This is a genomic window from Mycobacterium vicinigordonae, assembly GCF_013466425.1.
GTDB lineage: Bacteria > Actinomycetota > Actinomycetes > Mycobacteriales > Mycobacteriaceae > Mycobacterium > Mycobacterium vicinigordonae.
On record NZ_CP059165.1, the window covers coordinates 1,906,316 to 1,921,472 of the forward strand.

The 15,157-nt window shown below is 64.1% G+C and carries 15 protein-coding genes; 9 read left to right on the forward strand and 6 right to left on the reverse strand.

Annotated elements, in window-relative coordinates; genetic code table 11:
* The first annotated feature begins 63 nt into the window (after positions 1 to 63).
* From H0P51_RS08640 to H0P51_RS08660, 5 genes are all read left to right on the forward strand, one after another.
* On the forward strand, positions 64 to 840 hold the full coding sequence (locus H0P51_RS08640; RefSeq protein ID WP_180917528.1) for an SDR family NAD(P)-dependent oxidoreductase: 777 nt from the start codon (positions 64 to 66) through the stop codon (positions 838 to 840).
* 76 nt (positions 841 to 916) lie between these two features.
* Positions 917 to 1,717 carry an SDR family NAD(P)-dependent oxidoreductase gene (locus H0P51_RS08645; RefSeq protein ID WP_180917529.1) on the forward strand — a complete coding sequence of 267 codons (801 nt, stop codon included), beginning with the start codon at positions 917 to 919 and terminating at the stop codon, positions 1,715 to 1,717.
* Positions 1,718 to 1,752: 35 nt separating this feature from the next.
* The gene (locus H0P51_RS08650; protein ID WP_246398505.1) at positions 1,753 to 2,169 is read left to right on the forward strand and encodes a Zn-ribbon domain-containing OB-fold protein; all 417 of its coding nucleotides are present in this window, start codon (positions 1,753 to 1,755) and stop codon (positions 2,167 to 2,169) included.
* On the forward strand, positions 2,169 to 3,344 hold the full coding sequence (locus H0P51_RS08655) for a thiolase family protein (protein WP_180917531.1): 1,176 nt from the start codon (positions 2,169 to 2,171) through the stop codon (positions 3,342 to 3,344). Before H0P51_RS08650 ends, H0P51_RS08655 begins: the two co-directional genes overlap by 1 nt.
* 91 nt (positions 3,345 to 3,435) lie before the next feature.
* Positions 3,436 to 4,182: an adenosylcobinamide amidohydrolase gene (locus H0P51_RS08660; RefSeq protein WP_180918835.1), complete on the forward strand. Its 747-nt coding sequence runs from the start codon at positions 3,436 to 3,438 to the stop codon at positions 4,180 to 4,182.
* 101 nt (positions 4,183 to 4,283) lie between these two features.
* Here H0P51_RS08660 and H0P51_RS08665 read toward each other — a convergent pair whose 3' ends face one another.
* Positions 4,284 to 5,294 (reverse strand): Lrp/AsnC family transcriptional regulator, encoded by a 1,011-nt coding sequence (locus H0P51_RS08665; RefSeq protein WP_180917532.1) that lies wholly within the window; start codon positions 5,292 to 5,294, stop codon positions 4,284 to 4,286.
* A gap of 232 nt (positions 5,295 to 5,526) precedes the next feature.
* Here H0P51_RS08665 and H0P51_RS08670 point away from each other — a divergent pair, with 232 nt between their 5' ends.
* Complete coding sequence (locus tag H0P51_RS08670; RefSeq protein ID WP_180917533.1) at positions 5,527 to 6,384, forward strand: LLM class flavin-dependent oxidoreductase; 858 nt, start codon at positions 5,527 to 5,529, stop codon at positions 6,382 to 6,384.
* Positions 6,385 to 6,440: 56 nt separating this feature from the next.
* Here H0P51_RS08670 and H0P51_RS08675 read toward each other — a convergent pair whose 3' ends face one another.
* Positions 6,441 to 7,187 carry an alpha/beta fold hydrolase gene (locus H0P51_RS08675; protein WP_180917534.1) on the reverse strand — a complete coding sequence of 249 codons (747 nt, stop codon included), beginning with the start codon at positions 7,185 to 7,187 and terminating at the stop codon, positions 6,441 to 6,443.
* 54 nt (positions 7,188 to 7,241) lie between these two features.
* On the opposite strand from H0P51_RS08675, the gene H0P51_RS08680 reads away from it, so the two are divergent.
* The gene (locus tag H0P51_RS08680) at positions 7,242 to 8,126 is read left to right on the forward strand and encodes an HpcH/HpaI aldolase/citrate lyase family protein (protein WP_180917535.1); all 885 of its coding nucleotides are present in this window, start codon (positions 7,242 to 7,244) and stop codon (positions 8,124 to 8,126) included.
* Positions 8,127 to 8,271: 145 nt separating this feature from the next.
* Complete coding sequence (locus tag H0P51_RS08685; protein WP_180917536.1) at positions 8,272 to 8,478, forward strand: long chain fatty acid-CoA synthetase Faa4p; 207 nt, start codon at positions 8,272 to 8,274, stop codon at positions 8,476 to 8,478.
* A 38-nt stretch (positions 8,479 to 8,516) separates the two neighbouring features.
* On the opposite strand, the gene H0P51_RS08690 is transcribed toward H0P51_RS08685, so the two are convergent.
* The 3 genes from H0P51_RS08690 to H0P51_RS08700 all read right to left on the reverse strand — a co-directional run bounded on the left by H0P51_RS08690 (position 8,517) and on the right by H0P51_RS08700 (position 13,807).
* Positions 8,517 to 11,000, reverse strand: coding sequence for a glycogen/starch/alpha-glucan phosphorylase (locus H0P51_RS08690; RefSeq protein WP_246398757.1), 2,484 nt, complete (start codon positions 10,998 to 11,000; stop codon positions 8,517 to 8,519).
* 168 nt (positions 11,001 to 11,168) lie between these two features.
* Complete coding sequence (gene helR, locus H0P51_RS08695) at positions 11,169 to 13,379, reverse strand: RNA polymerase recycling motor ATPase HelR (RefSeq protein ID WP_213016735.1); 2,211 nt, start codon at positions 13,377 to 13,379, stop codon at positions 11,169 to 11,171.
* Positions 13,380 to 13,480: 101 nt separating this feature from the next.
* Positions 13,481 to 13,807 carry a DMT family transporter gene (locus H0P51_RS08700; protein ID WP_180918837.1) on the reverse strand — a complete coding sequence of 109 codons (327 nt, stop codon included), beginning with the start codon at positions 13,805 to 13,807 and terminating at the stop codon, positions 13,481 to 13,483.
* Positions 13,808 to 13,899: 92 nt separating this feature from the next.
* On the opposite strand from H0P51_RS08700, the gene H0P51_RS08705 reads away from it, so the two are divergent.
* Complete coding sequence (locus H0P51_RS08705) at positions 13,900 to 14,334, forward strand: DoxX family protein (protein ID WP_180917538.1); 435 nt, start codon at positions 13,900 to 13,902, stop codon at positions 14,332 to 14,334.
* A gap of 12 nt (positions 14,335 to 14,346) precedes the next feature.
* Here the strand turns inward: H0P51_RS08705 and H0P51_RS08710 are convergent, their stop codons facing one another.
* Positions 14,347 to 15,156, reverse strand: coding sequence for a hypothetical protein (locus H0P51_RS08710; RefSeq protein WP_180917539.1), 810 nt, complete (start codon positions 15,154 to 15,156; stop codon positions 14,347 to 14,349).
* Between the last annotated feature and the right edge of the window lies 1 nt (position 15,157).

Below are 15,157 nucleotides of genomic sequence, written 5' to 3' on the forward strand. Positions count from 1 at the left end.
CACAATATGTATCTGTGTATATTGCGGGTTTTGACCGGTTGCGCGGGCTGAGGAGCCTCCTCGATGGACTTGAACGGACGAGTTGCCGTGATCACTGGCGCAAGCGGCGGTATTGGACGGGTACTGGCGAATCGGTACGCGCGCAGCGGGGCGGCTGTCGTCCTGGTCGCACGGCGGAGCTTAGAACTCGGCGAAACCGCGAAGATGGTGGCTGCCTGCGGCGGCAAGTCGCTACAGATCGTAGCCGATGTCAGTGCCGAAGAGCAGTGTCAGAATGTAATTCGCCAGACGGTAGCGCATTTCGGCCGGGTCGATGTGCTGGTGAATAACGCGGCGATCCCGGGAATGGATGAGCCCATCAGTCACGCAACTGCGGCGAACTGGAACGCCGTGCTGGCGACCAATCTGATAGCGCCGATGCTGCTGTCGCGAGAGGCATTGCGGCACATGATCCCGAGCGGTAATGGCAATATCCAGTTCCTATCCTCAGCCGCGGCAAGGTCGGTGCGTCCCCGGAAGGGCCACTACGCCGCCGCAAAACTGGCGCTCAGCGCGTTGTGTCAGACGCTGGCGCTCGAAGCCGGCGAGCACGGCATTCGGGTGAACACCATTGTGGTGGGAGCTGTTGCGGGTGAACTGCTGGACCGCTACATCGCCAAAGTGGCCGATCAGCAGCAAATCGAACTGGCCGAGGCGCGCAGGCGTATCTCCGCGGCGAACGCTCTCGGGCGACTCGTCGAACCCAAGGAAGTGGCGGACGTGTCGGTTTGGTTGGCATCGGACGCCGCCGCGGCGATCACCGGACAAGACATCGTTGTGACCGGAGGCCAACGAGTCTGACTGATGCGGCTGGTTGAATAACTGAACGAAATATGTTCCATTGTTATATCGATTGTAGTCCGCGATAGGAGCGATCTTGGCCCGTTTGGAGGACAGGCAGGCACTGGTCACCGGTGGAGCCCAGGGGTTGGGACGAGCGATAGCTCTGCGGCTGGCCGAGTTGGGAGCGCGCGTTGCCATCGTCGACTTGAACGAGGACAAAGCTCAAGAGTGTGTCGAGCAGATCCGCATGAAAAGCGGTGAAGCGTCCTGCGTCCGAGCGAACGTCGCACGCCGCGACGATGTCGAGTCGGCGGTGCAGCACGCCGCCGACGAAGGCGGGGGACGCATAGACATCATGGTCAACGCCGCCCAATTCTTTGCAATGCCCAAGGCTTTGGAGCTGGTCACCGAAAAGGACTGGGAACTGTCGGAAGCGACCGGTCCCAAAGCCACGTTTCGTTTCATGCAGGCCGGATTCCCTTTCTTGCAGGCTTCGGGTCGTGCGTCGGTGATTAACTTCGTGTCTGGTTCGGCCCTGGGGGGCATCGCATATACGGCGCCGTATTCAGCGGCCAAAGGTGCGATCGCCGCGCTCACCAAGGTGGCCGCCAACGAATGGGCGCGTCACCGTATCCGGGTCAATGCTGTCTGCCCATTCGCTCTCACCGAGGTACAGCAGAAGATGATTGGCACCGAGTGGGACAACTACACCCGAACGGCCCAGGCGTCGCCGATGAAGCGCGGAGCTGACCCGGATAGCGAAATCGCGCCCGCAGTAGCATTTCTGGCTGGTGATGATTCGACCTTTGTGACCGGGACAGTGTTGCACATCGACGGCGGCATGACCGAACTCTCGACCGTCGACTATTCGCAGTCACCCGGTGTGTTCGGTTAGCCCTCGATGTTCGCACTTGCCGGACGATGACGCCGATGCCCGACAGCGAGCGGCCGGCGCCGGTACTGACTCAGCTAGATCGGCCATTCTGGACCGGTGGGGCGGCGGGTGCGCTGCGGATGCAGCGTTGCGTGCGTTGCACGCGGATTTGCCATCCCCCCGCTTTGCGTTGCCCTCGTGATCACGCAGTGCTGGAATTCGTTGAACTTAGCGGTCGAGGCGTCGTCGAGTCGTGGACGATCAATCGGCACCAATGGTTTCCAGGTTTTCAGCCCCCGTACGTGATCGCATTCGTCAACCCCGTCGAGGACTTGAATGCCCGGTTGCTGACCAACTTGGTCAATGTCGAACCTGACGAAATTTCCCAGAACATGTTGGTGCGGGTGGTCTTCGACCAGCTCGTCGTCGGCGAGGACGAGGTGTACATACCGTTGTTCGAGCCAGAACACTGATGGGCTACCCACTGACTGACCGCGTCATCGTCAGCGGCATCGGCCAGTCCGCGATCGGTCGTCGGCTCGGTCGCGACGGACTGGAGCTTACGGTCGAAGCCTGTGAGGCTGCCGTCGCCGACGCGGGCCTGACGTTGGGCGATATCGACGGCCTAACAACCTATCCCGGATCGTCGCAACCCGGCTTGGGATTCTCAGGGGCTTCGCTGCGCGAAATCCACGACGCGTTGGGGATACGGCCGAATTGGGTTGCGGGAGGGGTGGAGTCGCCAGGCCAGCTTGGTGCTGTCGTTGATGCGATGATGGCTGTGGCCTGTGGGTTGGCCGATCATGTGCTGTGTTGGCGCAGCATCTGGGAGGGCACCGCGCAGGGCGCCGGTCGACGCAAGGGTTACGGTGCAGGTATGGGCCGACCCGGTGGAATGCTGGCCTGGCAGTTGCCCTTTGGGGCAACTGCGGCCAACCTGGTCGCGCTGCAAGTCCGGGCGCGGATGCAGAGATACGGCCTGACCCGTGAGCAACTGGCATCGATCGCCATTGCCCAGCGGGCCCACGCCGGGCGCAACCCCAATGCAATCTATTCCGAACCGATGGACCTGGAGATGTACCTGAGCGCACGGATGGTGTCGGATCCGCTGTGCATGTTCGACTGTGACATCGCCTGCGACGGAGCTACCGCGTTTGTCGTTTCCCGTGCCGAGCATGCCGACGCACTGGACCATCCCGCCCTGGTTGTCGAAGCGCTCGATTGCGCCCACCACGACCGCTTCAGCTGGGAAGCGGGACTCGACATCACCCGCATCAGCTCACGCTGGTTAACGCTCTGGGAGCGTACGGATTTCACGGCTTCCGACGTCGACGTAGCCTCGCTGTACGACGGATTCAGCGTGTTCGTGTTGTGCTGGCTCGAGGACTTCGGCTTCTGTGAGGTCGGCGAATCCGGCGAATGGATCGAAAATCCAGACCGCATGTCACTTGGCGGCGAGCTACCGATAAACACCGCGGGCGGACAACTTTCGGGTGGCCGTCTGCATGGGTTCGGCCACCTGCACGAGGCCTGCCTACAAATCAGGGGTGAGGCCGGTTCGCGTCAGGTAGACGGCGCCGCGCTCGCCGCTGTCGGCGTGGGGGCAGCCAATAGTGGGACTACCGCCATGCTGTTGCGGCGTGCCTGACCCGAGGCGCGGCGTTGAATTTGGTACGTCGGAGTCGTGGCGCTGGACCACCCGCGCGCGCCCGTCGTACCACCTGCGCGAGGATGTGACCATGCATCCTCGGTTGACCGCACGGGTGGAACAAACTCGGCCGTTCCCGGTCCTGGTTTGGCAATTCGCCGAGGCTCGACTGTGCATCTCGTCGGGCCCACTCGGCGGCGGCATTGGGACCCGGAACTGGGTAGTCAACGCAACGGTGCCCCTCGATTACGGCCGGACTGACCCGGACCGTCACCTGACCGAGATCGGTGCCGCGCTTGAGCTTGTCGGCACCGGCTGCGGGTTGCTCACCGCGGTCGACGTGACCCGCCACCACCTCGCCGCCGATACTGGCGTGCATGCTGCGGCAACCGTCGGGCTCTCTCACCCGACCTGGGCAGCGGCACCCGACCTGCACTTCCGCCGCGAGTTGCCGTCTGGCGCCCGAGCGGGCACGTTCGCCGACTATCAGACTGTCGAGTACCGACCGCTCATCGACGGCGACGGGCACCGCGTGGGGACTATCAACATCGTGGTTGCCGTGCCGGTACAGCTGTGTGCGGCGGCGCTGGTCAACGCGGTGGCAACCGCGACCGAGGCGAAAGTGCAGGCGTTATACGAGAGCGGGGTGCAAGCCACCGGAACCGCCTCGGACGCGGTCATTGTGCACTGCCCGACGGACGGAACTCCGCAGGCATACGGCGGGCCGCGCTCGGCGTTGGGCGCCCGAATTGCGCGCGCGGTACATGCGGCGGTACTCGCCGGCACCCGGTCTTGGATTTCAGATCCCCCGGGGCAGAGCTCGATACGTCCACGTTGAAATTCGGTGTGCGCGAACGGTATCGAACTGTCGTGGGACCAGGTAAACCAGCTAATGAATTCCGGCCATCAATTGCACTGCCGTGCAGACGAATCGCTTGCTCAGCGCGCAGATCGGGCGGAGCGGGGATTGACAAGCCGGCCGTGGGCCACGACCGATCCGTGTTGCTTGAGGCGCTGCGTACGGATGCTGACCTCGTAACCTGAGACCTCATTAATCTGCCCGAGTTGCTCGGTAAGGTATCGATAGAGGTCTTGCGAGTCTCGGCAAATAGCAACGGCCATAAGGTTTTTAGATCCACTCGTGGCTCCCGCGAAGGCGATTTGGGCGTGCGCGGCGATACGCTCGCCGACCCGATGCAGGTCTTTGGGCGCCAACGTCAGCCACAGCATGGCGCTGAGCTGGTGGCCGAGCCGCTCGGGTAACACGTCGACGTCGTACCGCAGCGCTCCGGAAGCTTCCAGTGCCGCTATCCGGCGACCCACCTTTGTCACCGACCAGCCCGCCCGTGCGGCGAGCTTGGCCAGCGGTGTTCTGCCGTCCTCGCCGAGTGCGTCAAGAATCGGGCGATCCTCGGCGGTGGGCAGGGTTCGCTGATCGTTACCCCCCGTATCGGTGCGCTCTTGCAGGATCTGTGCAACTTGTTGAGCGGAAAGCGTGCTGCCATAACCGGCCCACGGCGCGCGGGCGGGGTCACCGAACGAATGAAGCATCAGGTCAATGGAGATGTCGATGACCGAGGCGGCTCGGGGTAGGAGCTGCAGCAGAACATCTTCACGGCTATCGCCCAGCGGTGCGCGAATTACGCACACCAACTCGGTCCATCCCGCCAGCACGTTTGCGTGGGATACGTCCGGGCGGCGCACCAGTGCCTCGGCCAGCTGTGGTATCCGGTCAGGCGCTGAGCGGATCCGGCATACCCAGCTCGCTTCGCCGGCTATCCAGCGGTTCTCCAGCCCTACAACGCGCACCACCCCGTCGCGCCGGAGTCTGTGATAGCGCCGCGCCACGGTTTGCTCAGTTGCCCCGACCACGCTGGCGATGCGGCGAAACGACACTCGAGGTGCCAACTGCAGGGTATGAAGAATCTGCGCGTCCAGATCGTCGATCACGACGAAAATTGTGCATTGAAAGGGGCCCAGATGAGGACTTATCACCAATATCCGCGCAGCAATCGCGATTTCTACGTCCGTGCTGCCAGCCTAGAACCCATGAACTCGACGGCCACAGACCCGCCGAGACCCGCCGAGAACATGGTCAATGCAGCCCAACGGGTGCGATCGCCGCCCCTGACGGCCGCTTCGACGACATCTTCGACGCCTAACTCCTAAAGGAGCTACCACCATGCAGATAGCAATCGGAATGCCCAGCCATATCGCTCACGTGCCTGGTCTGTTGACCACACAATGGGCGCGCCGAGCCGAACAGCGCGGCTTCGGTGGTCTGGCCGCGATCGACCGGCTGATCTATGAAAGCCTCGATTCGATCGTCGCGCTGTCGGTGGCCGCGGGCGCGACCACCGGCATCGGTTTGATCACCAACGTGCTGTTGGCACCGCTGTATCCCGCCGCGCTATTGGCAAAACAAGTCACGTCCCTCGCCGACGCCTCCGGGGGCCGGCTCACCCTCGGACTGGGTATCGGGAGCCGACCCGACGACTACACCGCGGTCGGCGTGGACTATCGGCGGCGCGGACGCATCCTGGACGAGACCGTTGCCGTGCTACGCGACATGAGTGACGGCAGGGTGGTCACCGGTGAGGGGGCACTGCGCGCAGCGGCGGTACGTATTCCGATCCTGTTCGGCGGACGGGCGGACGCGACGATCCGCCGCGTCGCGACGATCGGTGACGGCTGGACCGCCGGAGCGCTGCGCGATTACGCCAATCAGTCCGTGCTCGCCGACCGGGCGCGCACGGCGTGGGCTGCGGAGAACCGCTCGGGCCGCCCGTGGCTTCAGGCCAGTGTTAACTTCGCCTTCGGCGATGCTGACGTCGTCGCTGCCGGGCGTGCCCACCTGCAGAGTTACTACGGCTTCAAGCCGGACTATGCCGCCCTCAACGTCGCCGACATGCTCACGTCCGCCGACGATGCGACACGAACCGTGCGCGCCTATCGCGACCTGGGCTTCGACGCAGTCGTGTTCCACCCCTGCGTCACCAACATCGACCAGGTCGACCGCCTTGCTGACGCGGTGCTGTAATGATTGTTATTGATACACAAGGCATTTCGCATCGATCGCGGCGCACGAGACAATACTCAAGCGAGAGTTTCCCAGAATCGGGTGAGGACTGCCGCGCCGCGGTCTGGATCCTGCAGCATCCACCAATGCCCGAGCCCGGGGAGCACCTCGGTGCGCGCGCCCGCCCGCGCCGCCGCGCGCTGCCGGATCTCCTCGGAACCGACGTAGAAGTCCTCGGTGGCCAGTATCGACAAACCAGGACGAGCCGCCGCGCTCTCCAGATCCAGACCGGCCTGCGCCATCGCAGGTTGCGCCGCCGAACGGTATACCGCCAGAATGGCCCGGCCCATCTGTGGACCGTGAGCCTGACCCATCGTGGCTGCGATGTCGGCCGGGATTCCCAATTCGGCGGTCTGGGCCACCCAATCCTCGACAGATCCACCCATCATGGTGTCGACTAGTTCTTCACCGGCACCGGGCGTCTGCCACACCTGGGCCAAGTCGTGCCAGACGTAGTCGTGGTCGAAGATGCCCACTACGTCGCTGACCCAGCTGCGCACCAGTTCGGGGCGGTGCATCACCACGTTCATCACATGGCCGCCGCCCCAATCGTGACCGACAAGGTCGATCGGTTCGCCGATGCGTTCCAGCTCACCCTCGAGCCAGTCGCGATAGGCCACAAAGGTCGCCGGGAAGTCCTCAGGTAACGGCGCCCCGAATCCCGGTGGCGAAAGGGTCACCACATCGTCGCGGCCAAGCGCTGCAATCAGCGGACCCCAAATCGCCTCGGTCTCCGGATTGCCGTGTACGAATGCGACTGTCATGGTGCCTTACGCTACTGGTGCCTGCCCCAATCAAGACAGAAGAGGAACGCGCTCATGGCGCCGACGCTGCGCCCCCGTCGATCGGCTCTCTACCTGCCCGGCAACAACGCCCGCGCGCTGGAAAAGGGCAAATCGCTGCGGGCGGACGTGTTGATCTTCGATCTCGAGGATGCGGTCGGACCCGACGCGAAATCAGACTCGCGGCTCCGGGTCTGTGATGCCGTCGCCTCGGGGACCTACCGCCCTCGCGAGATTGTGGTGCGCGTCAACTCTCTGGACACCGAATGGCACGACGACGATCTTGCCGCAGTTGCCAATTCGGCTGCTGACGGGGTCCTGGTGCCCAAAGTCGAGACGGGTCAACAAGTCGAAGCGTTGACCGCCCGGCTCGTTGAGTTGGGTGCGCCGCAGTCGTTGCAGTTGTGGGTGATGGTCGAGACTCCCAGGGCCTTCCTACGCATGGAGGAGGTCGCCTGCGCCAGCGATCGGCTGACCGCGCTGGTGGTTGGCACCAACGACCTAGTCAATGAGCTGCACGCACTGCACGTACCCGGACGAGCGTCCGTACTGCCCGCACTTGCGCTGGCCGTGCTCGGTGCACGTACCGCCGGGATAGCCGTATTGGACGGCGTATTTAACGCCATCAAGGACGAAGAGGGATTCATATCCGAGGCTCAACAGGGCCGACAGATGGGATTCGACGGCAAGACGTTGATCCACCCGTCGCAGGTAGGGCCAGCCAATGACATCTTCGGACCCTCGGAAGAGGAATGCGAGCGGGCCAGCAAGATCGTCGAGGCCTACCAGCAGGCGCAAGCCGCCGGCCAGAGCGTCATCACCGTCGACGGTCGCATGGTCGAAAGCCTCCATGTGCGCGATGCCCACCGGATCCTGGCGCTGGCGGAACGGATCGCCGAACTGGGGTCACAAACCGAATAGCAGGATGCGATCGGGTTTCGATTAGGTATTGCCGCCAACTCGCATTAGTCTTGCCCGCGGCCCATCATCGTCCCAGGAAAACACCATGCCTCTTCAGCCCACTCTGCGGCATGCACGTCCGTCGCGCAGGGTTCGCAGTTCTTTCGTGAAATGTGTAACCGTTGGCCAGTGCTTCGACATCGACGTAGTTCGCGACGCGGACGGCTGGACGGTCCGGATCCCCGAGGTCGACGGGGTTGCCCGAGTGGGCGATCGGGCCTCGGTGGAGCTGGCGGCCCGCAGATGCATCGCCGCGCGGACCGGCATTCCCATCGGCTACGTCGCCGTGTACGTCAACAGCGAGATCGGTTAGTCCCGAACAGCTTCCCGCCGAGGCCGAGGCGGTGGCCGTCAGATTTTGACCGTCAGCGGCCAAACCTTCCAAATGTCTTCGCAGTACTCGGCGATCGCGCGATCCGACGAGAACTTGCCGCTGCGAGCGGTATTCAGAATCGACATCTTCGTCCACGCATCTCGATCCTGCCACGCCGCGCTCACCCGCTCCTGACACTCCACATAAGCGGCGAAATCGGCGCATACCAGGAATGAGTCGTGGTGGCGAAGGTCGTCCACCAGTGGCCGGAACACCTCTGGGTCGCCATGCGAGAACATTCCCCCGGCAATGAGGTCGAGCACCGCGCCCAACTCGTCGTTACCGTCGATGTAATCGGCCGGACGGTAACCGCTGGCTTTGAGGGCTTCAACTTCTTCCACGCTGAGCCCGAACAGGAAAAAGTTTTCCGGTCCCGCCTCTTCCCGGATCTCGACATTGGCTCCGTCAAGCGTGCCGACGGTCAGCGCGCCGTTGATCATGAACTTCATGTTCCCGGTCCCGGAGGCCTCCTTACCGGCGGTCGAAATCTGCTCCGAGACATTGGCGGCCGGATAAATCAGGTGCGCGTTCTGCACGTTGAAATTAGGGATGAACGCTACTTTCAAGAACTTGTTGACCTGCGGGTCGGCGTTGATTGTCTCGGCGACCGCGTTGATCAGCTTGATGATCCGTTTGGCCAGGAAGTATCCGGGTGCCGCCTTGCCGCCGAAGATGAAGGCGCGCGGCGGAATTGACAGACCGGGATTCTGCTTGAGCCGGTAGTACAGCGCGATGATGTGCAGCACGTTGAGGTGCTGGCGCTTGTACTCGTGAATGCGCTTGACCTGAATGTCGAAGATCCACTCCGGGTTCAGTTCGACACCAGCCGCCGAGCGCACGAACGCGGCAAGACGCGCCTTGTTGTTGCGTTTAATGTCGCGCCACTGCTCCCGGAAGGACGAGTCATCGACGAATTGCTCCAGCCCGCGCAAGCGCCCCAGGTCGGTCAGCCAACCCTCGCCGATGGTGCGGTCCAACAGCTCCCGCAGCCCCGGGTTCGCCAGCGCCAGGAACCTCCGTGGCGTCACACCGTTCGTCTTGTTGCTGAATCGCTCCGGCCACATCTCGTAAAAGTCTTTGAGTACACTGTCTTTCAATAGCTCGGTGTGCAGCGCGGCGACTCCGTTGACGGCGTGGCTGCCGACGGTGGCCAAATGCGCCATCCGGACGAACTTAGCGCCGTCTTCGCCGATCAACGACATCCGCCGGACCCGGTCGGCGTCGCCCAGGAAATTGATGCGCACCTCGTCGAGAAAGCGCCGGTTGATCTCGTAGATGATCTCCAAATGGCGGGGCAGCGACTCGCCGAACAGTTCCAGTGGCCAGGTCTCCAGCGCCTCGGGCAGCAGCGTGTGGTTGGTGTATGCGAACGTCGCGACCGTGATCTGCCACGCCTCGTCCCAATCCAGCTGGCGCTCGTCGACTAATAATCGCATCAGCTCGGCGACCCCGATTGACGGGTGAGTGTCGTTGAGCTGCAACACGAATCGTTGGGGGAGCTCACGCACCGAAACGTCGGCCAGGTCGTCCATGATATGCAGCACGTGCTGCAGCGAGCAGGATACGAAGAAGTGTTGCTGCAACAATCGCAGCCGTTTGCCGGCCTCTGGCTCGTCGTTGGGATAGAGCACTTTGGTGACGGTCTCCGAGGTGACCTCGTCCTCGACCGCCTTGTAGTAGTCGCCGGTATTGAAGGCTTCCAACGCAAACGACTTGACCGCCCGCGCGCTCCACAGCGTGAGCACGTTGCAGGTGTTGACTCCGTAGCCCTGGATCGGGGTGTCGTAGGCGACGCCTTTGAGCATCAGCCCCGGCACCCACCGGGCCCGGTCGCGTCCGCTGTCGTCGTTGTAGTGGTCGACGTAGCCGCCCCACTTGACCAAATAGTTGACGTCGGGTTTGGCGATTTCCCAAGGGTTTCCGCTGTCCAGCCAGTTGTCGGTCTGCTCGACCTGCCAGCCGTCGTGGATCTCCTGGTCAAAGATGCCGAACTCGTAGCGGATACCATAGCCGATCGCCGGACGTTCCAGGGTGGCCAGCGAGTCCAGGTAGCACGCTGCAAGGCGACCCAGACCGCCGTTGCCCAGGCCTGGCTCCTCTTCACAGGCCAACACCTCGTCGTAGTTCTGGCCCATCGCCGATAGCGCCGCCCTGGCTGCCCGCTCCATGCGCAGGTTCAGCAGGTTGTTACCCAGCTGCGGACCCATCAGGAATTCGGCCGATAGATAGCAGGTCACCTTGCGTCCCAGGTCGAGGGAGACCTGCGTGGAGGCCACCCGCCGGTCCTGCATGCGGTCTCGCACAGCCAGCGCCAACGCCCGGTAGTAGTGCTCGGGCCGCAATGCGGCGGCGGGACGGCCGATCGAATACCGCAGATGGTCGGCGATGGCCCGCTGCAGGGCGGCCGCACCCATGCCGGTGCGAGAGTGCTCGATCAGCTCGGCCCTTGCGGTGGTGGGCATTTCGTCGTCAGGCGTGCGGTCCAGATCGGTCATGGCGAGCGTGTACTCCCTCGAGTCTTCTTCAGTCGAGCCGACGAACCCGGCGGCACGCGGGAGATCAGTCTGGCAGCGATGGTTGCACACCTGGCGCGTAATTGCCGTCCGAAACGTGAACGTGACGTCACGTCCTTACGACAAAAAGCCCCCTTCGTTCGCCAGGCCGCTCAAGAACGCAGGCAGCGGACCATGGTGCAGAACTCCCAGGCGCTGGGTGGCGCGGGTCAGGGCGACATACAGTTCGGCGGGCCCGCGCGGGCTCTCGCAAAGGATCTGGTGCGGCTCGACCACGAGAACCGCGTCATACTCCAGGCCCTTGGTTTGCGCCGGAGGCACCGCCCCGGGTACACCGGGCGGGCCGATTACCACGCTGGTACCCTCGCGTCCCGCCTCGTCGCAGACGAATTCATCGATGGCAGAAACTAATTCGTTAGGCGTCACTTGCCGGGACCAGGGTTTCACGCCAGACGAGCGGACCGACTCCGGCGGCACGACGTCGGGCGCGAACTCGGCGAGCAGCGCGGCGGCCACGCTCATGATCTCCGCCGGGGTGCGGTAGTTCACCGACAGCGACCGGTAGACCCAGCGGTCGGGTACGTACGGCTGCAGCATCGCTTCCCACGACGTCACACCGGCCTCTGAACGGCGCTGCGCCAGATCGCCCACCACCGTGAAGGACCGAGCCGGGCAGCGGCGCATCAGCACCCGCCAGTCCATCTCGGACAGCTCCTGGGCCTCGTCGACGACGATGTGCCGGTAAGTCCAATTGCGGTCCGCGGCAGCGCGTTCAGCCAATTCGCGGGTGTCACGCTCGACGAACCGCTCGGCCAGCTCCGAGCCATAGAGCAGGTCCTGGGCCATCAGGTGATCCTCGTCGTCCATCAGGTCTTCGCGGCTGACCATGAGATCCAGGACGCCGGCAGCGTAGGCGGCTTCTTCCCGCTGCTCCTGTTCGGCGAGCTCTCGCGCCCGTGCGGTCGTTACCGTGTCGACGCCTAGCAGGTCGACCAGTTCGTCCAGCAGTGGGACGTCCGACACAGTCCAGGCATCGCCGACCTCACGCAACATGGCGAGGTCCCCGCCCGCCGCTCCCAGACGCTCGGGCGACTCGAGCAGCGACGCCAGCAGGGTCTCCGGTGTCAGGATCGGCCAGAGTTCATCGAGTGCGGCGGCGAAGGCGGCGTGGTCGGCGAGTTCTTCGACCAGGTCCTCGCGCAACGCCTCCCAGGTCCCGGTGTCCGACCGGTCCAGCCAGCCGCGGCCGATCTTGGCGATCGCCCGCTCGGTCAGGGTCCACGTGACAATCTCGGCGAACACGGCGCGGGCCTCATTGTGCGGCAGCCTGCTGGCGCGAGCCTCCTCGCGGGCCCACTGCGCAGTCGCGGCGTCGATGCGCACGGCGGCGTCGGACAGCTTGATTGGGATCGGATCCCGCGGCAGCCGTTGGCGATCGGCGACGGCCGCGGCGAGCACCTCGAGGATTTGCAGTGAGCCCTTCAGGCGCACGGCGGCCGGGCTGTCCTCGGCGGTGACGCGCAGCCCGGGCACCAGCTCGCCGGTAGTCGCGAATACCACCGTGGACTCGCCCAGCGCCGGCAGGACCCGGCTGATGTGATTTAGGAACGTCGGGCCCGGTCCGATCACCAGCACGCCGTGGCGTTCCATTCGCTCACGATGGGTGTAGAGCAGGTAGGCGACCCGGTGCAGCGCCACCACCGTCTTGCCAGTTCCGGGACCGCCCTCGATCACCAGCACACCAGGGTGGTCAAGTCGGATGATTTCGTCCTGCTCGGCCTGGATGGTCGCCACGATGTCGCGCATCCCTTCGCCGCGCGGCGCGTTGACAGCTGCCAGCAGGGCGGTATCGGTGGAGCTGCCCACCTGGTCGCCGTCGCGCCACGCGCCGAGGACCTCGTCGGTGAATTCAACGATCCGTCGTCCGCGGGTGTGGAACTGGCGGCGGCGCCGAACGCCCTCGGAATGCGCCGCGGTGGCGGTGTAGAACGGGCGCGCTGCCGGCGCCCGCCAGTCCAGCAACAGCGGTTCGTATTCGTCGTCCTCGTCGAGCAGCCCGATGCGCCCGATATAGGACGACTTCCCCGAAATGCCATCCAGCCGACCGAAACACAGGCCATCGTCGGCGACGTCAAGGCGCTTCATCCGTCGGGCCAGGGCGCGCACCTCGACGTCACGATCCATCGGGGAGTCGCTGTCTTCGCCGCGCAGCGCGCTGCGATATCTGTCCTTGGCCTGCGCGCGCTCGTCGTCGAGCCGCGCATAGAGCGCGTCGACGTAGCTCTGTTCGATCCGCAGCTCGTCGTTGTATCCGGTGTCGCCAGGCAACCCGTTTCCCCCTCTGATTGATGCTCGGCCAGCGATTGTGCGCCATCACCCGGGCCTTGCCACAAGCCCCCAAGCTCGGGATATGGTGGAAGGGCGGCTGGTCAGTGGGGGAGTCCACCGAGGTTCAACGTCACCACACCGGCGATGATCAGCCCCACTCCGACCACCTTGGCTATCGAGATCGGCGAGCCTAGGAACGTTACGGCGATGAACACGATCGCCGCCGTGCCGATCGCCGACCATAACGCGTAGGCCACGTCGGTCTGCATACCCCGCGCGATCGACAGCGACAGCAGCGCAAACGAGATGCCGTAACCCAGCAGGCAGACAACGGTCGGCCACAACCGCGAGAACCCGTCGGTGCTCTTGAGCAGGCTGGTCGCCACAACTTCCGCGGCAATCGCGATGAAAAGAAACAGATAGGCCAACACCGGTCTCATTCTGTACAAATGCCCGAGCGCGGATAGAACCGGCCGCGTTCCGGTCCGATCGACGACGGCGCGACACTAACGTGGAGCCTATGACGAACAATCTCAACGAGCGCCTCGCCGGTTATTCCCCCGCCGTGCTGAGCCTGTTCCGGTTGGTCTACGGCTTGTTGTTCGCCGGATACGGGTCGATGATCCTGTTCGGCTGGCCCGTCTCGGCGGGGTATCCCGTCGAAGTGGGCGATTGGCCCGGTTGGTACGCGGGTTTCATCGAGTTGGCGAGCGGCCTGCTGATCGCGGCCGGGTTGTTAACCCGTGTCGCGGCGTTCCTAGCGTCCGGCACCATGGCGGTCGCGTATTTCTGGATGCACCAACCTAATTCGTTGTGGCCCATCGGCGGTCCGCCGGATGGCAACGGCGGCACACCGGCGATACTCTTCTGCTTCGGCTTCTTCCTGTTGGTGTTCTTCGGCGCGGGCAGATACTCCCTCGACGCGGTGCACGCTGCGAAAACCGCTCACCAGTAACGGTTTTCGAGCTCAGATCGCGCCCTTGACACGTTCGGTGCAGTAGGTCCGTTGGGGCTGCGGGAAAGTGACGCCGTGCGTGTTCGGCGGGCAGGCAGAGGTGTCGGTGGCCCCGTTCATCCGTTTGACGACCCTAATGACCTTGCCGCTGGTTGCGCAGCTCACCGTGCGGACGGTCTCGTCGTTGCGTTCGGGCGCATAGCAACGCGATTCGAGCAGATTGGGTATGAAACAGCGCCGAGTGCCGTCGCGTTCGACCGAGAGATAGCCGCTATGGCTGAGTTTGCCGTCCGGGCAGTTCCCGTCGGCGTCGGTGGTCGCGGCGAATTCGAGGACGGCCGCGGGATCCTGGCAGCTGGCGGACTTCCATCGGGTGCTGTCCAAAATGTCGTTGGTGAAGCAGTCGCCGATCGATACCTGCGCGGCAGACTGCTGGCTGGCGGTAAGGGCCACCGTGCCAAGGACCCCAAGACCGCCCAGGGCGACCAGCACGACGCCGGCGATGATCAATCCGGTGCCCGCGCGGGCGGAGCGCATCGGCGGCATGACGGGGAAGGGCGCGGAGTAGGGGTAGTAGCCCGGCGCGACCGGAGGGTAGCCCGGTGGGGCGGGCGGGTAACTCGGCGGACTACCCGGTATCGCAGGGTAGGGGGCCGGATAGCCCGGTGGATAGTCGGTCATCGTCCGTTTCCGCGCCAACGAACGGTTGCGCAATCCGACGAGCAGCAGCGTCACCCCCACAGCCGGGAGAACCAGCATGCCGATGACGCGGCCCGCCGCGTAGGCGACGCTGGTTTGGTTCGCGAGGTAAACCAGGCTCATG